The organism is Bradyrhizobium sp. Arg237L, assembly GCF_029990105.1.
In the GTDB taxonomy this organism is placed as follows: domain Bacteria; phylum Pseudomonadota; class Alphaproteobacteria; order Rhizobiales; family Xanthobacteraceae; genus Bradyrhizobium.
Genome location: NZ_JAQMIL010000018.1, coordinates 21,543 through 45,771 on the forward strand (window position 1 = coordinate 21,543; position 24,229 = coordinate 45,771).

22 protein-coding genes are annotated in these 24,229 nt (G+C 64.7%); 18 read left to right on the forward strand and 4 right to left on the reverse strand.

Annotation, left to right across the window (positions count from 1 at the left end; genetic code table 11):
* Nucleotides 1-2 precede the first annotated feature (2 nt).
* The 3 genes from OZ411_RS13335 to OZ411_RS13345 are packed head-to-tail and all read right to left on the reverse strand — an operon-like array spanning nucleotide 3 to nucleotide 3,772.
* Entirely contained in the window at nucleotides 3-1,055 is a 1,053-nt protein-coding gene (locus tag OZ411_RS13335; RefSeq protein WP_282528310.1) for an ABC transporter permease, read from the reverse strand.
* A 2-nt stretch (nucleotides 1,056-1,057) separates the two neighbouring features.
* Entirely contained in the window at nucleotides 1,058-2,647 is a 1,590-nt protein-coding gene (locus OZ411_RS13340; RefSeq protein ID WP_282528311.1) for an ABC transporter ATP-binding protein, read from the reverse strand.
* Nucleotides 2,648-2,659: 12 nt separating this feature from the next.
* Nucleotides 2,660-3,772: a BMP family ABC transporter substrate-binding protein gene (locus OZ411_RS13345; protein ID WP_282528312.1), complete on the reverse strand. Its 1,113-nt coding sequence runs from the start codon at nucleotides 3,770-3,772 to the stop codon at nucleotides 2,660-2,662.
* 402 nt (nucleotides 3,773-4,174) lie between these two features.
* Here OZ411_RS13345 and OZ411_RS13350 point away from each other — a divergent pair, with 402 nt between their 5' ends.
* The 16 genes from OZ411_RS13350 to OZ411_RS13425 all read left to right on the forward strand — a co-directional run bounded on the left by OZ411_RS13350 (nucleotide 4,175) and on the right by OZ411_RS13425 (nucleotide 19,161).
* Complete coding sequence (locus tag OZ411_RS13350) at nucleotides 4,175-4,417, forward strand: hypothetical protein (protein WP_282528313.1); 243 nt, start codon at nucleotides 4,175-4,177, stop codon at nucleotides 4,415-4,417.
* A 34-nt stretch (nucleotides 4,418-4,451) separates the two neighbouring features.
* On the forward strand, nucleotides 4,452-5,180 hold the full coding sequence (locus OZ411_RS13355; RefSeq protein ID WP_282528314.1) for a Rieske (2Fe-2S) protein: 729 nt from the start codon (nucleotides 4,452-4,454) through the stop codon (nucleotides 5,178-5,180).
* A gap of 5 nt (nucleotides 5,181-5,185) precedes the next feature.
* Complete coding sequence (locus OZ411_RS13360) at nucleotides 5,186-5,809, forward strand: glutathione S-transferase family protein (RefSeq protein ID WP_282528382.1); 624 nt, start codon at nucleotides 5,186-5,188, stop codon at nucleotides 5,807-5,809.
* A gap of 34 nt (nucleotides 5,810-5,843) precedes the next feature.
* Complete coding sequence (locus OZ411_RS13365; protein WP_282528315.1) at nucleotides 5,844-7,646, forward strand: adenine deaminase C-terminal domain-containing protein; 1,803 nt, start codon at nucleotides 5,844-5,846, stop codon at nucleotides 7,644-7,646.
* 4 nt (nucleotides 7,647-7,650) lie between these two features.
* Nucleotides 7,651-8,574, forward strand: coding sequence for a LysR family transcriptional regulator (locus OZ411_RS13370; protein WP_130578246.1), 924 nt, complete (start codon nucleotides 7,651-7,653; stop codon nucleotides 8,572-8,574).
* 90 nt (nucleotides 8,575-8,664) lie between these two features.
* Nucleotides 8,665-9,165 (forward strand): thiamine pyrophosphate-binding protein, encoded by a 501-nt coding sequence (locus OZ411_RS13375; protein WP_282528316.1) that lies wholly within the window; start codon nucleotides 8,665-8,667, stop codon nucleotides 9,163-9,165.
* Entirely contained in the window at nucleotides 9,162-9,770 is a 609-nt protein-coding gene (locus OZ411_RS13380; protein WP_282528317.1) for a thiamine pyrophosphate-dependent enzyme, read from the forward strand. Before OZ411_RS13375 ends, OZ411_RS13380 begins: the two co-directional genes overlap by 4 nt.
* A 215-nt stretch (nucleotides 9,771-9,985) precedes the next feature.
* Nucleotides 9,986-11,545, forward strand: a complete 1,560-nt coding sequence (locus tag OZ411_RS13385) for a GMC family oxidoreductase N-terminal domain-containing protein (protein WP_282528318.1) — start codon at nucleotides 9,986-9,988, stop codon at nucleotides 11,543-11,545.
* Complete coding sequence (locus OZ411_RS13390) at nucleotides 11,542-12,927, forward strand: amidohydrolase (protein WP_282528319.1); 1,386 nt, start codon at nucleotides 11,542-11,544, stop codon at nucleotides 12,925-12,927. Before OZ411_RS13385 ends, OZ411_RS13390 begins: the two co-directional genes overlap by 4 nt.
* An 11-nt stretch (nucleotides 12,928-12,938) precedes the next feature.
* Nucleotides 12,939-13,805, forward strand: a complete 867-nt coding sequence (locus OZ411_RS13395; protein ID WP_282528320.1) for an aromatic ring-hydroxylating dioxygenase subunit alpha — start codon at nucleotides 12,939-12,941, stop codon at nucleotides 13,803-13,805.
* Nucleotides 13,806-14,070: 265 nt separating this feature from the next.
* Nucleotides 14,071-14,772, forward strand: coding sequence for a septum site-determining protein MinC (gene minC, locus OZ411_RS13400; protein ID WP_130578242.1), 702 nt, complete (start codon nucleotides 14,071-14,073; stop codon nucleotides 14,770-14,772).
* A 21-nt stretch (nucleotides 14,773-14,793) separates the two neighbouring features.
* Nucleotides 14,794-15,609, forward strand: coding sequence for a septum site-determining protein MinD (gene minD, locus OZ411_RS13405; protein ID WP_130578241.1), 816 nt, complete (start codon nucleotides 14,794-14,796; stop codon nucleotides 15,607-15,609).
* Entirely contained in the window at nucleotides 15,609-15,893 is a 285-nt protein-coding gene (minE, locus tag OZ411_RS13410; RefSeq protein WP_130578266.1) for a cell division topological specificity factor MinE, read from the forward strand. The genes minD and minE overlap by 1 nt, the downstream gene beginning before the upstream one ends.
* The gene (locus OZ411_RS13415) at nucleotides 15,890-16,192 is read left to right on the forward strand and encodes a hypothetical protein (protein WP_130578240.1); all 303 of its coding nucleotides are present in this window, start codon (nucleotides 15,890-15,892) and stop codon (nucleotides 16,190-16,192) included. The genes minE and OZ411_RS13415 overlap by 4 nt, the downstream gene beginning before the upstream one ends.
* Before the next feature lie 267 nt (nucleotides 16,193-16,459).
* Nucleotides 16,460-16,924 carry a (2Fe-2S)-binding protein gene (locus OZ411_RS13420; protein WP_130578239.1) on the forward strand — a complete coding sequence of 155 codons (465 nt, stop codon included), beginning with the start codon at nucleotides 16,460-16,462 and terminating at the stop codon, nucleotides 16,922-16,924.
* Nucleotides 16,921-19,161, forward strand: a complete 2,241-nt coding sequence (locus tag OZ411_RS13425; RefSeq protein WP_282528321.1) for a molybdopterin cofactor-binding domain-containing protein — start codon at nucleotides 16,921-16,923, stop codon at nucleotides 19,159-19,161. Before OZ411_RS13420 ends, OZ411_RS13425 begins: the two co-directional genes overlap by 4 nt.
* A 254-nt stretch (nucleotides 19,162-19,415) precedes the next feature.
* On the opposite strand, the gene OZ411_RS13430 is transcribed toward OZ411_RS13425, so the two are convergent.
* Nucleotides 19,416-21,926, reverse strand: a complete 2,511-nt coding sequence (locus OZ411_RS13430; RefSeq protein ID WP_282528322.1) for an arylsulfatase — start codon at nucleotides 21,924-21,926, stop codon at nucleotides 19,416-19,418.
* Between the two features lie 302 nt (nucleotides 21,927-22,228).
* Here OZ411_RS13430 and OZ411_RS13435 point away from each other — a divergent pair, with 302 nt between their 5' ends.
* Nucleotides 22,229-22,756: a DUF305 domain-containing protein gene (locus OZ411_RS13435; protein ID WP_282528323.1), complete on the forward strand. Its 528-nt coding sequence runs from the start codon at nucleotides 22,229-22,231 to the stop codon at nucleotides 22,754-22,756.
* 9 nt (nucleotides 22,757-22,765) lie between these two features.
* A complete protein-coding gene (locus OZ411_RS13440) occupies nucleotides 22,766-24,220 on the forward strand; it encodes a YncE family protein (protein WP_282528324.1) in 1,455 nt (484 codons plus the stop codon).
* The last annotated feature ends 9 nt before the right edge of the window (nucleotides 24,221-24,229 follow it).

Genomic DNA, 24,229 nt, shown 5'->3' on the forward strand with positions numbered 1-24,229 from the left:
CTTCAGGCCTCGGTCGGTTTGCTGCTGACGATGCGGAAATGCGCGAGCTCGTCGCCGACAGCGGTGAAGAACAGGATCAGCCCGGTGATGGCGAGCACGGTGGACGTATTGACGCCCTGGGTCTGCAGGATGATGCCGGAGTTGAGGATCACGGCCATCAGCGCCGCTCCGGCGATCACGCCGATGCAGGAGCCGCGCGCCAGCACCGCGACCATGATGCCGAGATAGCCGAAATTGTTGGAGATGCCGCCCTGCAGCCGATGCACTGTGCCGGCGACCTCGAGCATGCCGGCGATGCCAGCGGTCGCGCCCGACAGCAGCATCACCACGATCAAATGGCGGCGGAACGGCATGCCGGCATATTTGGCGGCCTGCGGGTTGGAGCCCGCGATCCGCACCTCATAGCCCCAGCGCGTGAAGCTGAAGGCGGCGGCGGTGATCACGGCCACCAGGATCGCGATCGGAAAGCCCCAATGCACCATGCCGATGAATTCGGGCACGTCGTGCTTCAGCCGCGCGGTGGTCCCCAGCGCATGCCCGCCGGGATCGAGCCAAGGGCCGGTCGCGACATAATAGACCAGCAGCGTGGCGACGAAGTTGAGCAAGAGCGTCGTGATGAGCTCGCTGACATCGGCATAGGCGCGCGCAAGCGTCGGCACCAGGATCCAGATCAGACCGCCAATTGCGCCGGCGAGGAACATCAGCGGCAGCATCACAATGGTCGGGCCGGGGACGAACAGCGCTACGCCGGTCGCGGCAAAGGCGCCGGCATAGAATTGTCCTTCCGCGCCGATATTCCAGGCGCCGATCCTGAGCGCGACGGCGACCGAAAGCCCGGTGAGGATCAGCGGTGTGACCAGCAGGCCGACGTCCTCGAGCCCGAAACCGGAGCCGAACGTCGACCTCAGAACCTGCTGCGCCAGCTTGAGCGGCTGCGCGCCGATGGCCGCGAGCAGCAGTCCGGCGGTGACCAGCGCCAGCAGGATCGCGATCGCGCGTGCCGCAAGCGCGATGGCAGGCGAGGCCGATGGCAGGCGTTGCAGGCGGATCGCCATCGTCAATGCACCATCGCGGCCGCGCGCACTGGTCTGGCCGCGCGCTGACCGCCCATCATCAGGCCGATCTGTTCGATATCGGCGCCCGCGCTGTCGACGATGCCCATGATCTCGCCGTGGAACATCACCGCGATGCGGTCGGAGAGGTTGAGCAGTTCCTCGAGCTCTTCCGAGATCACGACGATGCCGACGCCGGCGTCGCGCAGCTCGACGAAATAGCGCATCATCGTGTTGATGGCGCCGACGTCGAGGCCGCGGCTCGGATAGGCGGCGACGAGCAGTTTCGTGGCGATCCGCATCTCGCGCCGCGCCACGAAGCGCTGCTGGTTGCCGCCGGAGAGGTTGCGGATCGGCATCGAATAGTTCGGCACCATCACGGCGGCAGCTTCCGCGATTTTGCGCGCCAGCGCCGCTGCCGCGCGCGGCCGGTACCACGGTCCGAGCGAGACCGGCGCGCGGTCATATTCGCGGATCACCGCGTTGTCGGTGACGCTGAGCGCGGGCGCCAGTCCACTGCGCAGCCGGTCCTCAGGGATATGGCCGACGCCGAAATCCGCGAAATCACCGGCGCCTGCGGCCGAGACATCGCGCCCGCCGAGCATGATCTGTCCGGAGCTGGCCGCGCGCATTCCGGTCAGAAGTTCGCTCAGCTCTTTCTGCCCATTGCCGGCCACCCCTGCGATGCCGAGAATCTCTCCGCCCGCGATATCGAGCGAAACCCTGTTCAGGACGGTATGCCCGGTGCTGTCCCGCGCCGTCACCTCGCGCAGGCGGACGACGGGCCCGTTGGATTTGGCGACCGCGTTCGGTCCGCGTGCGCGCAAATCGTCGAGCACGATCTCGTGGCCGACCATCAGTTTCGCCAGCATCGTCTCGCTGCAGGCGCTGGTCGGCTCGGTCGCCACTTTGCGGCCGCCGCGCAGCACGGTGATGCGGTCGGAAATCTCAAGCACCTCGTCGAGCTTGTGGCTGATGAAGATCACGGCGTTGCCGCGCGCGACGAATTCCTTCAGCGCCTTGAACAATTCGCGCGCTTCCGAGGGCGTCAGCACCGCGGTCGGCTCGTCCAGGATCAATACACGCGCCTTGCGGGCGAGCACGCGCAGGATCTCGACCCGCTGCTGCTCGCCGGTCGAGAGTTCGTCGATCCGCGCGCCAGGACGAACCGCGAGATTGAGCGAGGCCGAAAGCTGCGCGGTGCGCGCTTCCAGTTCCTGTGCGCTGATCGCGCGCGGCGTTTCCGACCAGCCGAGATGGATGTTCTCGGCGACGGTGAAGGCGCGCACCAATTTGAAGTGCTGATGCACCATGCCAATGCCGGCCGCGATCGCTTCCACCGGCGAGGCGAAGCTCTTCAGGTAACCGTCGATGATGATCTCCCCGGCATCCGCCTGGTAGATGCCGGTGAGGATATTCATCAACGTGGATTTCCCGGCGCCGTTCTCACCCAGGAGTGCGTGGATCTCGCCGGGCCATACTTCGAGGTCCACATCCTGGTTGGCAACGACGCCGGGAAAATACTTGGCGATGCCCCGGAGCTGCACGAGTGGCGGCGTGCCGGGAGGACGCTCGGTGACAACGGGCATCGCCATCACGATTGCGCGTCAGAGCCCGGAGATGCCGGCGATCGGCCAATCCCAGTTGTAGAGCTGGGCCTCGCTCATGCGTTGGCCGCTGGCGACCTTCACATTGCCCTTGGCGTCCTTGATCTCGCCGACGAAAGGCGACCATCCGCCAAGGATCTTTTCGCGCACGGCGTCAGCCTGCTTGCGCACGTCCTCCGGCACGCTCTCGCCCCAGGCGTCGCGGTCGACGCCGGCGCCCATCGGCAGGATGGTGGTGGAGGGCGTCCAGGTGCCTTCGAGCCGCTTCTTCACCTCGCCGACATAGTATTGCTTGAAGTCGATGACGATCGAGCTGATGTAGGCCTTCGGCCCGTAGCGGCGGATATCCGTGTTCCACATCACCGCTTTGGCGCCGCGCTTCTCGGCGACCTGCAGATAGCCGGCCTCGTCCATGATGCCGAACAGGAGGTCGCAGCCATTGTCGAGCAGGGCGGTGCCGGCTTGGGTGGCGGCCTGCGGATCGAACCAGGAATTGATCGTGATGACCTGCATGGTGGCGTTCGGATTGACCGAGCGCGCGCCCATCAGGAACGCGTTGGTGCCTGAGAACACCGACGGCACCGGGAAGGATGCGACATAGCCGAGCTTGCCGCTCTTGCTCATCAGGCCGGCGGCGACGCCCGTCACATAGGTTGGGTACCAGTGCGCGACATAGTAGGTGCTGAGATTGTCGAGCGGGTTGCGGCCGTCGCATTCGTAGAACGCGACCTTCGGCGAGCGCTTCGCCACGTCGTAGAGGAAGTCGCCATAGTTCGAGGTCGCGAACACCATGCAGGCATTCTCGGAGACGAACTGCCGGTAAGTGCGCGTCGCATCGGCGGAGTAGGGGATGCTCTCCACGAACACGGTCTTCACCTGCGGGAACGCCGCTTTCACCGCCTTCATCCCCTGGTCGTGACTCCACGTCCAGCCTTCGTCGGTGACGGGACCGGTGTGGCCGAAGGCGATCACGGCATCTTTCTCGGCGACCGCCGGCAGCGGCGCCGCGGCGCGCGCGGAGCGGATCAGGCCTGGCGGCAGCAGGAGCGAGGAACCGGCGGCGGCACCGAGGTTCAGGAAGCGCCGGCGGGACAGATGGCGGAGGTCTGACATGATTGAGCTAAGCCTCGTGTTGGAGCCTGTGTTCTCTTGCGGATGGTTGCCGTGACCAAGACCTGCCGGAAACTCCGGGCAAAGCCGATCGCCGACACAGCGTGTCGGCGCTCGGTTACCGAAGGATTTCAGTAGCAAGGTCCATGCCGCAGCCCGCGCATCGGCGGCATCACCGGCCCATCCCGCACGCTTGCGCACATTCAGCCTGTCTGTCGTTCCCTGTTTCGCATAGGCGCTTTTTTTCGATTGCGGTGATCGATCCAGCGCAACATCGTTCGGCAACGATGCCTTAAAAAACAAGCAGATCGCTGCTTCTCTGCTCAAAGGATATGCATGGGCAATCTTTCCGCTTGCCCTGATCGCGGCACGCTCGAATAAATCGAACCACAGGGATGTGAGCGCATGCAGGGAGCAACCGTCATCGTCTTCAGCGGACAGTTTCGCGTCGAGAGTTTTGTCGAGTTCGTCAACCACCGCGCGCGGCGTTTGCAGCTCGATGCAGTGGTGGAGACGGCGACGCCTGATTGCATCGAGGTAGCAGTTTCAGGACAGCCGGCGCTGGTCGACGCGTTCGAGATGGCGTGCAGCCTCGGGCCGATCGACTGCCTGGTGCGGGATGTCTGTCGGAAAAATGCCTCGGTGTAAGTCGTGCTTTGGGCTTGGTGATGGAGATGGGCTAATGGAAACAGGTTGGTATCCGGTCGCGCTGGCGGAGGGGCTGGAGCGCGGCATGTCCACTGGCACGCGGTTGTTCGGCCGCGAGCTTGTGGTCTGGCGCGACAGCGCTGATACCTCGCATGTCTGGGAAGACCGCTGCCCGCATCGCGGCATGCGCTTGAGTTTCGGCTTCGTGCGCGACAATCACATCGCCTGTCTCTATCACGGCTGGCAGTACGACACCTCGGCGCAATGCCGCTATATTCCGGCACATCCCGATGTTGCAGTGCCGGGTACGATCCGGGTTGCGACCTATCCGTCGATCGAACGGCTCGGCATCGTCTGGGCCTATAACGAGCTCGACAGCGACGCGCCGCAGGACATCATCGGGTTTGCCGAGGGCGCCCCGGTGACGCCGGTGCGCAGCCTCTATGTCGATGCTTCGGCAGCCAAGGTATTCGACGCGCTCGTCCTGGCCGAATGCCCAGCGCTCAAGAACGCGGCCGGCACGACGCAGCGGTCGCGAACCGATGCGCTGGTCTCGCTGAGGAGCGGCGGCGACGAAATCCTGGTCGCGGTGCAGCAGCTGTCTGACGTGGAAGCCGCGCTGCATATCGTCATCGCGGGATCGCCGGACGTCTATGGCGGCGACAGCCAGAAACGTGTCTCCGCCTGGGGCGAAGCCTTGCGGCGTGAGATCGAAGGAGCGGCGCGGTACGCCGGCGAACTGCGTCACGAGGTGGCGCTGTGAGCGAGATGACCCTCTACGACTTCGAGCTCGACGAGAATTGCTACAAGGTGCGGCTGCTCCTGTCCGTGCTCGGACAGTCCTACCGCAAGGTCGCGGTCAACATGGTGCCGGGCCGTGAACATCTCGGACCCGCCTTGATGGCGCTCAATCCGCGCGGCAGCCTGCCGATCCTCAACGATGGCGAATTCGCACTGAGCGAAGCGGAAGCGATCATGACCTATCTCGCCCGCGCCCATGACAACGGTAACGCGTGGCTGCCCACTGACCCGAAAGCGCACGGCCTGGTCGCGATGTGGCTGCAATTTGCCGGCCGCGATCTCCATGCCGCCTTCCTCGCGCGGAGGCTGGCGATGTTTGACGAGCCCGGCGACGACGTAGCCTTGGGCTTTGCCGCGCGGCGCGCCTTCCGTCTGATGGAGGATCACATGACGGCACGCGAATTTGATCGTGCCGCCTGGTTCGTCGGCGACAATCCGTCACTTGCCGATCTCGCGCTGTTCCCGGCAATCGCGCTGAGCCGCGATTTCGGCATCGAACATGAGGCCTATCCGGCACTGCGGCGCTGGATGCGCCGCGTGCGGGCGATCCCAGGTTTCGTGACCATGCCGGGCATTCCCGACTATTATTGAGGCCGATCACGCACGCGCAACGTAAGAGGCCCCCATGACCAGGCTCACCCGCTTTTCCGTCCAGCCGCTCCACACCATGACCCGTCGTCTCGCCGACGTCGCTTCGGGGCGGGCGGCGCCCGATCTCGTCATCACCGGCGCGCGCGTGCTCTCGACCTATTCGGAGCGGATCATCGACAACAGGGAGATCTGGATTGCGGGCGGGCGGATCGCCGCGGTGAAGCCGGTCGGCACGCACAAGGTGGCCTCTGGCGACGCCGCGATCAAGGACGTCGCCGGCGGCATCATCGCGCCGGGGCTGGTCGATCCGCACATCCATATCGAATCCTCGATGGTGACGGCTTGCGCCTATGCGGAAGCGGCGCTGCTCAACGGCACCACGACGATCTTCTGCGACAGCCACGAGATCGGAAATGTGATGGACGTTGCCGGCGTCGAGGCCATGCTGGAGGATGCGCGCGAGGCGCCGCTCTCGATCTTCCTCACCGTGCCGAGCACGGTGCCGGCCACCTCGCCGGAACTCGAGACCGCCGGCGGCGATCTCACGGCGGAGAAGATCGCCGGCCTGTTCGACCGCTGGCCGGAGGCGGTGGCGCTCGGCGAGAAGATGGATTTCGTTCCCGTGACGCTCGGCGACGAGCGCAGCCACGCGATCCTTGCTGCGGCGCTTAAGCGCGGACGGCCGGTGTCGGGCCATGTCTATGGCCGCGAATTCGTCGCGGCCTATGCGGCGAGCGGCGTCACCGACACCCATGAGGCGATCGACCGCGATATCGCCGACGATCTGCTGGAGGCAGGCGTGTGGATCTTCCTGCGTGGCGGTCCGCCGACCACGCCGTGGCATTCGCTGCCGCAGGCGATCCGCACCATCACCGAGCTCGGCGCGTCGCATAAGCGCGTCGCCGTCTGCACCGACGATCGCGACGCCGATGATCTCCTGCAATTCGGTCTCGACTGGGTCGTGCGCGAGGCAGTGAAGGCCGGCATGTCGCCGGAACAGGCATGGTCGATGGGTTCGCTGCACGGCGCCACGCGCTTCGGCACCGAGGGCGAGATCGGCGGCCTCGGCGGCGGCCGCCGCGCCGATCTGGTGCTGCTCGACGATTCGCTGAAGCCGCACGCCACCTGGTATGGCGGCGAATGCGTGGTCGAGAACGGCAAGATCACCGCGTCGCTGGATGCCGCGCTGTCGAAGCGCTATCGCTATCCGCAAGCCGCATATTCGACCGTGAAACTGCCTGACAAGGTGAAGCTGACGCCGGCGCTGCCGACCGAGGCTTGCACCGTCAACGCCATCCGGACCGCGCTGCCCGGCATTACCCTGATCCACGACCGCGTCGCGATCGAGCCGGCCAATGACTGGCGGCCGCTGTTCGAGCGCCACGGCCTCTGCTTCGTCGCTGTGGTGGAGCGCCACGGCAAGTCGGCTGGCAACGTTGCCCATGGCCTGTTGAAGGATTTCGGCCTCAAGCGCGGCGCGGTGGCATCGAGCGTGGGGCATGACAGCCACAACATCATCATTGCCGGCACCAACGAAGACGACATGCAGGTCGCGCTTGCGGCCATCAAGGACCATCAGGGCGGCGTTTGCGTCGTTGCCGACGGCAAGGTGAAGGCGATGGTGCCGCTGCCGATTGCAGGCCTGCTCTCCGATAGGCGCGTCACGGAGGTTGCCGAAGAGGTGCAGAAATTAAAGGTGGCATGGCAGGAGGCCGGTTGCACCATTCCCTATATGGGCTTCAACCTGATCCCGCTGTCGGTGATCCCCGAAATCCGCCTCACCGACAAGGGATTGGTGCTGGTGCCGGAAATGCGGCTCGCGCCGCTGTTCGAATAGCACGATGGACCCACACCGGCTCGGCCTGATCTCGACGCGCCTGCATTATTTCCAGCTCGTCGCCCAGCTCGGCTCGATCCGGCAGGCCGCGCGCGTGCTCAACGTCGCGCCGTCCTCGATCAGCCGCGTGATCGGCCAGCTCGAGGACGAGCTGCAGACGCCGTTGTTCGAGCGCATCCGTCAGCGGCTGAAGCTCACCAGCGCCGGCGAAATTCTGCTGTATCGCACGCGAGCCAGCCAGGGCGAGATGACGCGCGCCTACACCGAGATCAACGATCTCCAGGGCCTTCGTCGCGGCACTGTCACGGTGGCGGTGGTGGAGAGCATCGCGCGCGGGCTTCTGCTCGACGTGATGTCGACGTTCTGGGAGAGCTATCCGGCGATCACAGTCGATATCAAGGTGATGGGATCGGAACATGCGTTCGATGCGGTGGCTGACGGCGAATGCGACATCGGCATCGCCTTCGACATCAAGACGCCGCGCAACGCGCAGCGGCTCGCCGGCACGGTGCTGAATCTGGGTGCGCTGATGCATCCCGGACATCGGCTCGCCGGCCGCAGTGAACTCAAACTGTTCGATCTCGCCGGCGAGCGCGTGGTGCTGTCGGATGCCAGCCTCTCGCTCGGCGCCTCGATCGAGGAGGCGCTGAACGGCTCCTCGATCGATTTCGGGCGGCGGGCGCTCACCAACTCGATCACCGTCATGGCCGACCTTGCGATGCGCGGCAACAGCGTCGCGCTGCAGACGCGGATCGGCGTGCAGCGCGAGATCAGGAGCGGAGCCCTGGTGTTCGTGCCGCTGCGCGATCCCAAATTGCGGCCGCGCAAGCTTGTGCTGCTGTCGCGCGCCAAGTCCGGCATGTCGGAGGCAGCCTCGAGCCTCGCCACCATGCTGACGCGGGCGATCGAGGGCCTGTCCGGCGGCTGAGACATGTTGCGCAGGGCGCATCAGGCTGGTGAGAAATCAGGGCCTATTCAGAACATCTCGCGCCTGAGAACTTGGCCGAAAGGAGATCGCATGAAGCCATCTGCCGTCGAGGCCGTGATCCGGGGCTTGAAGAAAGCGGGCGTCAGCATCGTCTGCTATCTGCCGGACTCTTTGTTCAAGGAACTCTATCCGGCGCTCGATGCCGACCCCGACATCCGCACCATTCGCGTCACCAATGAAGGCGAGGGGGCGGCGATCTGCGGCGGCGTGTTCCTGTCCGGCAAGCGCGCGGCGCTGGTGATGGAGAATTCCGGCTTGCGCGCCTCGGTCGAGCCGTTGGCGCGGATGGGGCTCGGCGCCGGCATCCCCGTGGTGATGCTGATGAGCTATCGCGGCGAGCTCGGCGAGAACAATTGGTGGGCGATCCCGCACGGTATCACCATGGAGCCGGTGCTGAATGCGCTGCGGATTCCCTATAGCATCGTGACGGAAGAGGAGCGGATCGAGCGCGCCATCACCGATGCGTTCAGTTGGTCCTACTCAGCCTATTATCACTCGGCGGTCGCGCTGGGCGGGAGTGTGGTGCGATGAAGCGGTTCGACTGCATGAAGGCGCTGGCGCGCAGGCTCTCCGATGAGCTCGTGATCCTCTCGCTTGGCGCCAGCGTCGACGAATGGTACAATGCCGCGCCACATATGCGCGAGGCCAGCCTGTTCCAGCAGCAGCTCGGCTGCGTCAGCGCGCAGGCCCTTGGGCTCGCCGCCGGCCTGCCGCACCGGCGCATCGTCTCGCTCGATACCGACGGCGGCATGATGTTCAACCTCGGCATCCTCGCCACCATCGCCAACGAGCAGCCGAACAACCTCTTCATCGTGGTCTGGGACAATGAATGCTACCAGTCGATCGGCGGCCCGCCGACGCACACCGCGAGCGGCCGCGTCGACATCGCCGCGATCGCGCGTGGCGCAGGCGTGACGCGCGCCCACACCGCGCACACGGTGGAGGAATTCGATAAGCATTGCGCGGAAGGACTGGCGGCGCGGGAGCCGTATCTGGTCGTGGCAAAAGTATCCGGCACGGTGCAGCCCGACATCAAGCGCAAGCACAGCGACGGGCGCGAGGACAAATACATTTTCGTCCGCCATGTCGAGCACACCGAGAACATCGTCATCATGGGCCCGAGCGAGCACAATTAGCGCATGGTGAGATTGGATCGAATGGTGCCAACGCGAAGCTGCGCCCCCTCTCCCGCTTGCGGGGGAGGGCCGGGGTGGGGGTCTCTCCACGATTCAGCCTCTCGCCAGTGGAGAGAGCCCTCACCCGGCGCGTGCGCGCCGACCTCTCCCGCAAGCGGGAGAGGTGAAACAAGAGCGCGCGGACTGAGCCAACCAAATAGCATGGCGCTATCGTCATGACCGCGCTCCTACCCGCCTATGATTACATCGTGGTCGGCGGCGGATCCGGCGGCGCGGTGGTGGCGCGGCGGCTGGCCGAGCGCAGCGATGCCAGCGTGCTGCTGCTCGAAGCCGGGCCGTCGGATGCCGGCATTGCCGCGATCGAGGATGCGGCGCACTGGACCGCGCTGCTCGGAGGCCCCTACGACTGGGGCTATCGCTACGCGCCGCAGCGCGAATTGAACGGCCGCAGCATCGCGATTCCGCGCGGACGCGTGCTCGGGGGCTCGTCGAGCCTCAACGCGATGCTGTGGTACCGCGGCCATCCCTCCGACTACGACGCCTGGGAGGGAGCTGGCGCTGTGGGATGGAATTTCCGTTCCGTGCTGCCGTACTTCAAGCGCAGCGAGGACTGGGAGGGCGGCGCCTCCGACCATCGCGGCGCCGGCGGTCCTTTGCGCATCGAACGCCCGCGCGATCCGCATCCGGTTGCACTCTCGATGCTCGCGGGCGCCGCCGAGCTCGGCATCCCCGTGATCGACGATCCGAACGGCGCGACCAATGAGGGCGCCAGCCTCGCCAATCTCAACGTGAGCGGCGGCAAGCGTTGGAGCGCGGCGCGCGGCTATCTCCGCCCCGTGACGGATCGGAATAATCTCACCATCCACACCAATGCGCTCGGTATCGGCCTTTCCTTCGAGGGCCGCCGCGCCCGCGCGGTGCGCTCGATGATCGACGGCGCGGTCGTTGAGACGCGCGCGGACTCCGAGATCATCCTGGCGCTCGGGGCGATCGATACCCCGCGGCTGCTCTTGATGAGCGGCATCGGGCCGGCGGAAGAATTGGCGCGGCTCGGCGTATCAGTCGCGGTCGATCTCGAAGGCGTCGGCGAGAACCTGCAGGACCATCCGCTGCTGATGGGCATGAACTTTCGCGCGAAGGCGCCGTTCGGGCCGGTGCGCGACAATGGCGGCGGCAGCATGATGAACTGGAAGAGCGCTGCCGCGCTCGCCGCGCCTGACCTTCACGCTTTTGTCGTGCAGGGCCGCCATGCCAACGATGAGGTCGCCTCGGCTTACGATCTCTCCGGCGACATCTTCGCGATGTCGCCTGGATTGATGCGCTCGACCAGCGTCGGCCGCATGCGGCTTGAGAGTGCCGAGCCGGGCGCGGCGATCGATCTGCAGCCGAACTTCCTCGCCGAGCCCGCCGACCTCGAAGCCCTGATCGCAGGCATCGATACCATCACGGAACTCTCCGCCACCAGGGCCTTCGCCGATCTCATCGCGGCGCCGGCGGCGCCGGATCGTCTGCTATCGCGTAGCGAGAAGATCGAATTCATCCGCATGAGCTGCTCGACCTTCTTCCACACCTGCGGCACCTGCGCGATGGGCACAGGCGAGCGCGCCGTGGTCGATCCACAGTTGCGGGTGCGTGGCGTCGAGGGCCTGCGCATCGCGGATGCCTCTGTCATCCCGATCATCCCGTCCTGCAACACCCATGCGCCTGTCGTCATGATCGGCGAGCGCGCCGCCGATTTCATCACCGGCATGAAACCTGCAGAGCCGGCGCCATGAATGCACTGAAGGACCAGATCATCGCCGCCGACTTCGTCCTGACCATGGACGCAGCCAACCGCGTCATCCCTGACGGCGCGGTGCTTGTGCGCGGCGGCCGCATTGCCGCGGTCGGCAAGAGCAACGCGCTCTGCGCCGCCGAGCCTGCGGCCGAGGTCACCTACCTCAGGAATTGCCTGGTCATGCCGGGGCTGGTGAACTGCCACATGCATTCCGGTTTCCTGCGCGGAACGGCAGAGCACCTGCCGGTGTGGGACTGGCTGCGGCTGCACATCAACCCGATGCACCGCGTGCTGCGGCCGCACGAAGCGGAGGCCGCATCCTATCTCTGCTATGCAGAAAGCGTGCTCTCCGGCACCACGACGACTGTCGACATGTGGCGCTTCATGGACGGCAGCGCGCGGGCGGCTCGTGCCATCGGCAATCGTCTCGTTGCCGTTCCCTATGTCGGCGAGCATCCCGACTACAATTATTTCGATACGCTCGACGACAACGAACTGTTAATCGAGGCCTGGAACGGCAAGGAGGACGGCCGCATCTCCGTCTGGGTCGGGCTCGAACATCTCTTCTATTCCGACGAGGCTGCGCAACGCCGCGCCGTTGAGATGGCCAAACGCCACCGCACCGGTTTCCACACCCATTGCAGCGAGGCCTCGATCGAGGTCGCCGAGTTCGAGAAGCGTTACGGCAAGCGGCCGATGTTCGTGCTCGACGATCTCGGCTTGTTCGAGACGCCGCGGGCGATGATCGCGCATGCGGTCTGGCTCGACGATGCCGAGATCGCGCTGCTGGCCCGCCGCGGCGTCTCGGTGGCGCACAACCCCGTCAGCAACATGAAGCTCGCCAGCGGCATCGCCCCCGTGGAGGCCATGCTGCGGGCCGGGCTTGCGGTCGGCCTCGGCACCGACGGCGAGAAGGAGAACAACAATCTCGACATGTTCGAGGAGATGAAGGCGGCCTCGCTGCTCGGCAAGCTGAAATCGCTCAATGCGGCTGCACTGGATTCCTGGACCGCGCTGCGGATGGGTACGATCATGGGCGCGCGCGCCATCGGTCTCGACCATGAGATCGGCTCGCTCGAAATCGGCAAGAAGGCCGACCTGATCGCGGTGCGAACCGACACGCCGCGGATGACGCCGCTGTTCGGCGAAGGCCCCTATTTCAACCTGCAGCACAATCTGGTGCATGCGGTGCGCGGCGGCGACGTCGCGCTGACCATGGTCGATGGCCGGATCGTCGTCGAGGACGGCCAGTTGAAGACGGCCGATCTGCGCGCGTTGATCGATCATGTTCACGAAGTGGCGCCGGGATTGTTCGCGCGCCGCGCCGCCTGGCTCGCCGAGCACGTCCACGGCTCGGTGCAGTGGACCGTTGCGGTTTGACGGGGCAGGCAATGGCGAAAACCAGTGATCCCGTCGCGCTGAACGAATGGTACGCGATCGAGACGCTGTCCGAGGTGGCGTCAACGCCGCGCCTCACGCGCCTGCTCGGCCAGGATCTGATCGTCGACCGCGCCGCCGATGGCGCGCCGCGCGTACGGGAGCTCGTCGCGGGTACACCGACCGCGCCGTTGCCGACCCGGGAGCGCTATGGCTGCCTCTGGACCACGCTCGGCCAGCCGCAGCGCGAGATCTTCGACATCGCTGAGGCCGCGGAGGAGGACCGCCGCTTCGTGATTTGCGGCTGGGTCAAGCTGCGCACCTCCGCGCCGCGCGTGATCGAGAATTTCCTCGACATGGCGCATTTCCCTTTCGTCCATCACGACATCCTCGGCGCCGTGCCGCACACGGAGGTGCCGACCTATGAGAGCGAGATCCGCCGCGACGTCGACGAGGTCTGGGCGACCAATTGCCGGTTCTTCCAGCCGCGCATCGCGGTGACGGAATCTGCCGGCGATTTCGTGCAGCTCACCTACCGCGTGCCGTCGCCATTCACGGTGATGCTCTACCGGGTGTGCCCGTCGGCCCCTTCGCGGCTTGATGCGATCGCGCTGTTCATCCAGCCGATCGAGGAGGAACTGTGCCGCGCCCAGCCGGTGATGTTCCTGGTCGACGCGCAGTCGGCCTACAACGACATGCTGAAGTTCGAGCAGGTGATCTTTTCCCAGGACCGCATCATCGTCGAGAACCAGCGTCCCTTGCGGCTGCCGCTCGAACCACGCGCGGAGATCCCGACCCGCGCCGACAGCTCCTCCGTCGCCTATCGCCGCTGGCTCAAGGAAAAGGGCCTCCGCTACGGCACCATCGCCGGCTCGCGATGACCTCTGCCCCGTAGCCCGGGTGAAGCGGAAGCGCAACCCGGGACAGCGGCATCAGCGTTGGCCAGTGGTCCCCGGGTTACGCTGACGCTCCACCCGGGCTACGGCGCTGCGCCACTGATTCGGCGTGCCCCCGTCATGCTGTTGCCCTCCGGCGCCGCATGATGGGCCTTTTTTACCTTTTTCCGTGGAATTTCAGTCTCGTTAACGGATGATTAACCATGGCTACCGATCATTAACCATTCGAAAAGGAGCTGAGTCGGCCGCGATGGACGCACCTGTGCAGTCAAACCGTCAACTGGTCCGCATGCGGGGCCGATCCTACGTTGCGTTCGTGTTTACCCCCGTCGTCCCGATCGTGGGCTGGCTCGGGGAAATCGACGCGACGCTCGCCCGTTCGCCCGGATTTTTCGTCGGCAAGCCGGTGGTGCTTGACCTCTCGGCGCTGGACCTCAGCCAGAGCGCCATCCAGCATCTCGTCGCAAACCTCGAGCAGCGCAATATCCGCGTGCTCGGCATCGAGGGCGTCAGCCCCGACCATCTCACCAACAGCCTGCCGCCGCTGCTCACGGGCGGCCGGCCCTGCGGGCTCCCGCAGTCTGAGCCGCCAAAGCCGCAGGCCAAGGCAGCGAAGCCGAAACAGACTTCGCTGCTGCTCGACCAGCCGGTGCGTTCCGGCCAGTCGATCGTGTTCGCCGACGGCGATGTCACCGTGCTGGGCTCGGTTGGCTCGGGCGCCGAAATCGTCGCCGGCGGTTCCATCCACGTCTATGGAACGCTGCGCGGCCGCGCGATGGCCGGCATCAACGGCAATTCATCGGCACGGATCTTCTGCCAGAGGATCGAAGCCGAACTACTGGCCATCGATGGCTACTACCAGACCGCAGAGGACATCGGCGAAAGCCTGCGCAGCCGGCCGGCCCAGGCGTGGCTCGAAGACGATGCCCTCAAAATCACAGCGCTGAATTGATCGACCAAAGGAGGAGAGAAAATGGCCAAGGTTTTGGTCGTGACGTCTGGGAAGGGAGGCGTCGGCAAGACGACGTCCACGGCTGCGCTCGGTGCGGCTCTCGCGCAAGCCGGACAAAGCGTTGTCGTGATCGACTTCGATGTCGGCTTGCGCAACCTCGACCTCGTCATGGGTGCGGAACGGCGGGTCGTGTTCGACCTCATCAACGTGGTGCAGGGCGTCGCCAAGCTCTCGCAGGCGCTGATCCGCGACAAGCGCCTGGAGAATCTGTGGCTGATTCCGGCATCGCAGACCCGCGACAAGGACGCGCTGACGGATGAGGGCGTGCGGCGGGTCATCAACGAGCTCAGGACCAAGTTCGACTGGATCCTGTGCGACAGCCCGGCGGGCATCGAACGCGGCGCGACGCTGGCGATGCGCTATGCGGACGAGGCGGTCATCGTCACCAATCCCGAAGTCTCCTCGGTGCGCGACTCCGATCGCATCATCGGCATGCTGGATTCGAAGACCGCGAAGGCGGAGCGGGGCGAGCGGGTCGAAAAGCACTTGCTCGTCACCCGGTACGACGCCTCGCGCGCCTCGCGCGGCGAGATGCTCTCGATCGACGACATCCTGGAAATCCTTGCGACGCCGCTGCTCGGCATCATCCCCGAGAGTCAGGACGTGCTCCGCGCATCCAATGTCGGTTGCCCGGTCACGCTGAACAGCACCACCAGCGCGCCGGCCCGCGCCTATATGGATGCGGTGCGCCGCCTGATGGGCGAGACGGTGCCGATGACGGTGCCGGTCGAACGCAAGGGACTGATGAACAGGCTATTACGACGGAGGGCGGCATGATGAATCTCCTGCGGCTTATCGGCGGCCGCTCTGGCTCCGCGCCTGTTGCGCGGGAACGGCTGCAGATCCTGCTCGCGCATGAACGCGGGGTTGGCGGCAGCGGCGCGCCCGAACTGTTGGAAATGCTGCGATCCGAAATCCTCGCCGTGGTTTCCAAGCATGTCGATCTCGATCCGGAGAAAGTCGTGGTCAAGATGGATCGGGGCAAGTTTGTCTCGATGCTCGAGGTCGATATCGAAGTGCCCAATGCTACGCAACGATCCAAGCTGGTGGCTGCGACATGACGGCGGACAGCGATAGCCATATTGCCTGGCAACGGGCGCAGGTCAGGAAGCAGCGCGCTGCGCTCAAGGAATTGGAGATCGCCCGGTTCGGGGGCGCCCCTATCCCGACCTTCAACCGGAAGACCGAGCAGGCGATCAGCGAGCTGAAGCGAAAGATCCTGGAAGCGGAGCGCTGCATCGCCGATTACGAGCGGCGAACCAAGCGGCCGCTGGCCACCGACGGGCGAAGCCTCGCCAGCGTAAGCTGGAGCAACTGGGACGCCAACGTCGGCGGTACCCCGCAGCGCCGCCGCGCCTGATACTTTCGTAGCCCGGGTGAAGCGCAACGCGCAACCCGGGACGTCTGTATCTACGTTTGCGAGCGGTCCCGGGTTACGCGTTCGCTTCACCCGGGCTACGATTGCGTGCGGCGTGATGCCGCGAAAGCGCACACGCGTGTGTGAACTGCCTCCGAACCGCTATGACAGAGCCAGCGCTTTGGCATAGGCTGCCTCCACTCTGACCTGAACGGCAGAGAAGATGCGCATGCGATCGAGGATCGTCATCGCATAGGCTCCGGAGGTCGCATGCGGCTCATCGTCGACGGCAGGACGCATGAGGTTGAGGTCGAAGACGAGATGCCCCTGCTGTGGGTCTTGCGCGACGTGCTCGGCATCACCGGTCCCAAATATGGCTGCGGAATTGCGATGTGCGGGGCCTGCACAGTGCATGTCGGCGGCGAGCCGGTGCGTTCCTGCTCACTGCCGGTCGGCGATGTCAAAGCCGACGTCATCACGATCGAAGGATTGGGCACACCGGCGGCGCTGCATGCGGTCCAAAAGGCGTGGGTCGAGCACCAGGTCGCGCAATGCGGCTACTGCCAGTCCGGCCAGATCATGTCGGCCGCCGCGCTGCTCCGCGCCAACGGCAATCCGAGCGACGACGACATTGATGAGGCGATGTCCGGCAATCTCTGCCGCTGCGGCACCTATCCGCGCATCCGCGCCGCGATCAAGACCGCGGCGCGTGAACTCAAGGGCCGCCCGACATGAGCAGGGCCGGCACCATCGCGCGGCGCACCTTCCTGATCGGCACTGCCGTGATCACGGGTGGCGTCGCGTTCGGCGTCTATGCCTATAAGCGCGAGCCGATCAATCCGCTGCTGAAGGAGCTTGGCGATGGGCAGGCGGCGCTGACGCCTTATGTGCGCATCGACCAGACCGGCGTCACCATCATCACGCCGCGCGCCGATCTCGGACAGGGTGTCGCGTCAGTGCTTGCGGCCTTGGTCGCCGAGGAGCTCGATATTGCCTGGAACGACATCAGGATCGATTTCGGGCCGCCGAGCAATGCTTATTATAATGGCATCGCCGCCGCCGAGGGCCTTCCCGTTCCGGCAACCGACACCAGCATCAAGGCGCGCTCTGCGCGCGTCGTGGGCGATGCGGTGAGCAAGTTCCTGGGACTGCAGATCACCGGCGGGTCGTCGTCGGTCGCCGATGCCTATGAGAAGATGCGCATTGCCGGGGCGGCCGCCCGCGAAGTCCTGTTGCATGCGGCGGCGATGCGGACCGGAATTCCAAAGCACCAGTTGAAGACCAGGGACGGCAGCGTGATCACGCCGCGCGGCGAGATGCTGAGTTACGCGTCGCTGGCAGCGGAAGCCGCCAAGATCGAGGCGCCGCGCAAGGTCCGGCTCAAGCCGGAGTCGGAGTGGCGCTATCTCGGCAAGCCGATGCAGCGCATCGACATCGTCGCGAAGTCGACCGGCACTGCGACCTTCGGCATCGATATCAGGATGCCCGGCATGGTCTATGCGACGGTCCGCGCCAATCCCGGCATCGGCGGCGGCATCAGGGGATATGACGCGAGTGCGGCGGAGAAGGCGAGGGGAGTTATTGCGGTCGTGCCGATCACCGGCGGGGTCGGCGTGATCGCCGACAACACCTGGCGCGCCTTCAAGGCGGCGGAACTGATCAAATGCGATTGGGGACCGGCGCCCTATCCTCCATCCAGTGCGGCGATGTTCGAGACCGTCGCGGCCTCCTTCACCGGCGAGCGCCAGGACAGCCGGCTCAAGGATGAGGGCGATATCGAGGCCGCGCTGCAGGGCGATGGCGTGATCGAGGCCGAATACAAGGTGCCATATCTCGCGCATGCGCCGCTCGAGCCGATGAACGCCGTGGTCCAGCTCAAGGACGGACGGCTCGATATCTGGACGGCCACGCAGATGCCGCTGTTCTTGGTGGCGGCGGCGGCTGAAGTCAGCGGGCTTGCGCCTGACAAGATCCACCTTCATTCATTGATGTCAGGCGGCAGCTTTGGCCGGCGCCTCGAGGATGACTATGTCCGCCAGGCGGTCGAGCTCGCAAAGGCGTATCCCGGGTCTCCGATCAAGATGACCTGGAGGCGCGAAGAGGACATGACCCACGACTTCCCGCGCCCGCTCGGCATGGCGCGCATGCGTGGCGCGGTCAGGGATGGCAAGGTCGAAGCCTACGACCTCAAGGTCGCCTGTCCGTCGGTGACAGCCTCTCAGATCGGCCGGCTGCACATGCCGACCTTCGGGCCGGATATCGCGATCGTGGCGGGCGCCTGGGACCAGCCGTTCCGGATTCCGCATTATCGCGTCACCGGCTATCGCGTGCCGGAGCTGGTGCCGGTGAGCTCCTGGCGCTCGGTTGGCGCGTCGGCAAACGGTTTCCTGCACAATGGCTTCCTCGATGAGTTGATCCACGCGGCGGGCGCCGATCCGCTGCAGGAACTGATCCGGCTGTGCTGGCACGAGCCGTCGCGCAGGGTGCTTGAAGCGGTGGGCGAGATGTCGAAATGGGGCAGCGATCCCGGCAAGGATCGCGGCCGCGGCATCGCGTTCACGCTGTCATTCGGCGTGCCGGTGGCCGAGGTCGTGGAAGTCTCGAACACGCCGCGCGGCATCCGGATCGACAATGTGTTCGTCGCCGCCGATGTCGGCAAGGTGCTCGATCCCCTGAACTTCGAGAACCAGGTTCAGGGCGCAGTGATCTGGGGATTGGGCCACGCCGTCAATTGCGAACTGACGTTCAAGGACGGCGTCGCCGAGCAGACGAACTTCGACGCCTACCAAGGCTTGCGCCTCAATCAGGCGCCGGCGATCGAAGTACGCGCCATCGACAGCGGCAGCCCGATCCGCGGCATCGGCGAGCCCCCGGTTCCTCCCGCCGCTCCAGCACTCGCCAACGCCATCTTCGCCGCCACCGGCAAACGCATCCGCGAGTTGCCGCTGAACAAGCACATCGATTTCGTGTAGATGCTGCTCTCGTCATTCCGGGGCGCGACGAAGTCGCGAACTATGATGTGCAATTGCACATCAGAGAATCCATCGGGCCGCAGGCGCAGGTGGAGCAATGGATTCCGGGCTCGATGCTGGCGCATCGCCCCGGAATGACGCGACCTCATCCCGAGTAGTCGCGCCAGCGGCGTCTCGAGGGATGGGCCACAGGCGAGATCGGGGCCTCGGCTGCGCCCTGAGAGAGCGCGGCCCGCATGTTTGGCGCCATGGAATTAATCGGCCTTGGCCTTCTCTCGCATCGCCGCCTGCAGGGTCTTGATGTCTGCGGGCGAAAGTTGCGGGCGATCGACCCTGATCGTCAGCCTGTTGAGCTTGGCCGTCAGCGGGAACGGCGGCTTGTAGTCGGCATCGTTCACGCCGGTGAGCGTGTCGGAGCCGATGTCAAAGCTCTCGTCCCACTGCAGAATCATCGGCAGCGTCTTCGCCATCCGTTTTGTGGCGACCTCCTTGCCGTCGACCTTCAGCGTGCCGGTGCCGGGCTGTCCGAGACCGCTGAAGCTGTTGTACTCGAGCGTGGCGACGCCAATGCCGTCATACTTGAAGTCGAACTCGACCGCATGCCGGCCCGCCGATAGCGCATCGGGGCCTTCCCACTTGATGCGTTCGAGGTCGACCAGGTTCCACAAGAACACCGGCTTGCCCCGCAGCAAGTAGAAGCCATAGCCGGCGAACCGCCCTCCCGAGGTCAGGATCATGCCCTCCGCGCCGCCCTGCGGCACGTCGATGTCGGCGGCGATCGTGTAGGACGCATTGAGCAGCAGCGGCGAATCTCCCTGCGGCAATCCCGTCATTGGTCGCGTGTACACGAACTCCGTGCGTCCAGCGGTGATGTTTGGTCGCGGCGCGATGATGCGCGCCGCGACCGATGCGTCGAGCGGGAAGACCTGGTGCTTCCTGGCCTCGGCGATGAACATCTCCTTCATCTCCTTGGCCTTCTGCGGGTTCGTGGCCGCGATGTCGTCGGACTGGCTGAAGTCCTTGCTCAGGTCATAGAGCTGCAGCACCTGATTGTTCAGCGGATCGGGGTTGGCCGGGCCAAACGCCTGCCAGGGCGCGCGATTGACCTTGGTGCTCAGCATCCAGCCGTCGTGGTAGAGCGCCCACTGGCCCATCATCTCGAAGTACTGCGTCTGGTGCCGCGACGGCACCTTGGCGTTCGGTCCATCGAACGTGTAGGCAAAGCTCGTGCCCTCGATCGGCGCCTGCTTGATGCCGTCGACATAATCCGGGGCCTGAATGCCGGCGGCCTCGAGGATCGTCGGCACGACGTCGATGACGTGGACGAACTGCTCGCGCAAGGAACCCTTGTCCTTGATGCGCGCCGGCCACGACACGACCATATTCTGGTTGATGCCGCCGAGCCTGGATGCGTTCTGCTTGAACCAGTCGAACGGCGTGTCAAACGCCCACGACCAGCCAGCCGACATGTGGTTGTACGTCTGCTCGGTGCCCCAGACGTCGTAGAACTTCATCTGCACATCGACAGGCAGTTCACTCAGACCATTGAAGAACGCGACCTCGTTAGGCGTGCCGAGCGGACCGCCCTCAGCGCTGGTGCCGTTGTCGCCGTTGATGTAGATGATAAGCGTGTTATCAAGCTTTCCGAGGTCCTCGAAATGCTTGATCACGCGACCGATCTCGTAGTCGTTGTAGGCAGCGTAGGCCGCAAACACTTCGACCTGACGGATGAAGAGTTTCTTCTCCTCCGCCGTAAGCTGGTCCCACGGCTTTAGGATATCGCTGGGCCATGGCGCGAGCTTGGTGTCACTCGGGATCACGCCGAGCCGCTTCTGGTTCTCGAATATGCGCTCGCGAAGCTTTTCGTAACCGTCGTCGAACAGGTGCATCGCGCCGATCTTGTCCACCCATTCCTTGGTCGGGTGGTGCGGCGCGTGCGTCGCGCCGGGCGCATACTTGATGAAGAGCGGTTTGGACGGATCGGTCTGGTGGACGCGCGTCATCCAATCGATGGCGTCGTCGGCCATTGCGGTGACGAGATTCCAGGTGCCCGGGGCCTTGCCCAGGAATGGGTAGATTTGCGTCGTGTTGCGGAAGAGGTTCGGCTGCCACTGGTTGGCGTCACCGCCCACAAAGCCGTAGAAGTATTCGAAGCCCATGCCGGTTGGCCACTGATTGAACGGGCCGATCTGGCTGGCCTCAAAGGCTGGCGTATTGTGATCCTTGCCGAACCATGACGTCGCGTAGCCGTTGCCGAGCAGGATCCGCCCGATCGTCGCCTTGTCCTTGCCGATGATGCTGTCATAGCCGGGGAAGCCGGTCGACTGTTCCGAGATCACGCCGAAGCCGGCCGAGTGGTGGTTGCGCCCGGTGATCAGCGCCGCGCGGGTCGGCGAACACAGTGCGGTGGAGAAGACGCGGTTGTAGCGCAGGCCCTCATTGGCGATGCGGTCCATCGTCGGGGTCGGGATGACACCCCCGAAAGTGCTCGGCACGCCGAAGCCGGCGTCATCAGTGATGATCAGCAGCACGTTCGGCGCGCCCTGCGGCGGGACCACGCGCGGCGCCCACCACGGCTTGGATTGCAGGGCGTCGTCCCGGATTACGCCGCCAAACGTCGGATCGGGCGGCGGGAGTTGCTTGCCGTCGATCGTGGTCGTGGCGCTGGGCGAACCCGCAGCGCCAGTCGTCTGCTGTGCCATCGCGGGCACAATCGTGAGCATGGTCAACGTAGCAGCGCAGGACAACAGCGCGGACATTTTCATGACCGATCCTCCCTACTGGGTCTCTGCCATGGGCCAAAAGTGCACACCAACCGCATGGAAGTAGGGGCCGGACACCTTGGTGTTGACGTAGATCAACGGATGGGTCGTGGAGGTTCGGGCAAGCCGCGCGGCATCAGGATCCTAACGTTTATGTGATCGGGCCGTTTGGCAGTCCCTTGCCTTTGCAATCACTGTGCTTTCCGAGATCTGCGCGTCGCCGCTCCAGAATCTCGAAGGCTCGATGGAATAAGACGCGCCCGCACGCGTCACACCCGCACAACGCATCAAATATGGAGGCCAGAATGCGTAGGCCATCGTTTCACGGCGCCGTGACGGCGCTGTCAGGCATGCTTCCGAGACCAGGTCTAGGCACTGTGGTTCTTGGCGCGCGCCTTCTCATCGCGTTTGCTCTTCCGTCGCATGTGCTTGCGCAGGAAGCCCACCCGCCTGTCCCGCCGGCCGTTGCCGCCGACGAGGCTCCGTTCTGGAAAGAGAACGAGGCCGCGATGATCAAGATGATGAACGACATGGAGATCAAGCCGACCGGCGACGTCGACCGCGACTTTGTGGCGATGATGTCTCCTCATCATCAAGGCGCGATCGACATGGCGATCAGCGAACTGCGCTACGGCAAGAACGAACAGTTACGGCGTATCGCGCAGGAGATCATCGTCGATCAGATGCAGGAAATCGCAGCCATGAAGCTTGCGATCGGCCAGCCGGTGACGGATGCCGCGCCTGCCCCCACGCAACAGCAACCGGCTTCGACTGCGGTCGAACATCACCACTCAGGCATGTCGATGGACATGTCATCGGGAATGAAGAAGTAGGAGCTAACCATGACGATCTGGAAGAGCCTTCTCCTTGCAGGCACGATGCTTGCAACCAGTTCCGGCGCCTGGGCAGGACAAGCGCCCGGCGCGCTGTCCGCGCCTGACGTGCCGATCAGCCATCACGACCGCGTTTACGCAGCGGAGCAATTCTCGAATACGGTCTCGGTGACGGACCCTGTCGATAACAAGCTCCTCGGCGTCATCAGGTTGGGCGATCCACAACCCGTTAACTTCAGCCCGCTCTACAAGGGGCAGGTTCTCGTCCACGGGATGGGCTATTCGCCCGATCATCGGACCCTGGCGGTGGTCTCGATCGGATCGAACTCGGTGACCTTCATCGACACCGCGACCAATGCCGTCAAGCATGTGACCTATGTCGGCCGATCGCCGCATGAAGCATTCTTCACGCCCGATGGCCGGGAGGTCTGGGTCACCGTGCGGGGCGAGAACTATATCTCTGTGATCGATAGCAAGACGTTCGCAGAGAAGACCCGTATCACCACGCCCAGCGGTCCGGGCATGCAGATCTTCTCGCCCGACGGAAAATATGGCTACATCTGCTCGTCCTTCAACCCGGAGACAGACGTCGTCTCCGTTGCCGACCACAAGATCATCGCGAAGGTCAAGCAGGAGAGTCCGTTCTGCCCGAACATCGCCGCGACGCCGGACGGAAACCAGGTGTGGTTCACGCTCAAGGACACCGGCACGACGCAGGTGTTCAATGCCAGGCCGCCGTTCAATCTGATCAAGATGATCGACAGCGGCCCGATCACCAACCACGTTAACTTCGCCCACACGGCGAAGGGGACTTTCGCCTACGTTACGATCGGCGGCTTGAACCAGGTCAAGGTGTTCCGCACCGATGATTTTTCGGAGGTCGCGACCATCCCTGTCGGAAATCTTCCGCACGGTGTGTGGCCGTCGGGCGATGGCAGCCGGATCTATGTCGGGCTTGAGAATGCCGACGCGCTCGCAGCGATCGACACCGCGACCAATACGGTGATCGCCAACATCCCGATCGGACAAGCGCCTCAGGCCATCGCCTATGTTCCGAACGCTGCCCCGAATGCAGACGACCGCCAGAACCTGCAGGCGCTCGGTGTCGCGGGCCAGGCCGCGCACCTCTCGCTCGGACCGAAGGATGGGTCAAAGGACGAGAAACCTCCGACGAGCGTTTCACTGTTCGATCAGGGCCTGATCCAGGTGCTGCAGGCGTCGGTGACCGGTCTGACGCCGAAGCAAAAATACGTGCTTGCGCTGGCAGACCACGCTGACGGAAGCGGTTCTCTGCAACCGCTGGCGGCCTTCATGACCAATCCGGCCGGATCGGCCATCGTCAACGCTGTTGGGCCGATCCGGCAGATCGTCCAGGATCCGGCAAGTCCGGAACGGCGATATCTGGTCATTGCCCCCGGAGATGCGACGACATCAGGAGAGGCGGTACAGGTGCAAACGCGGTGATGGTAGAGT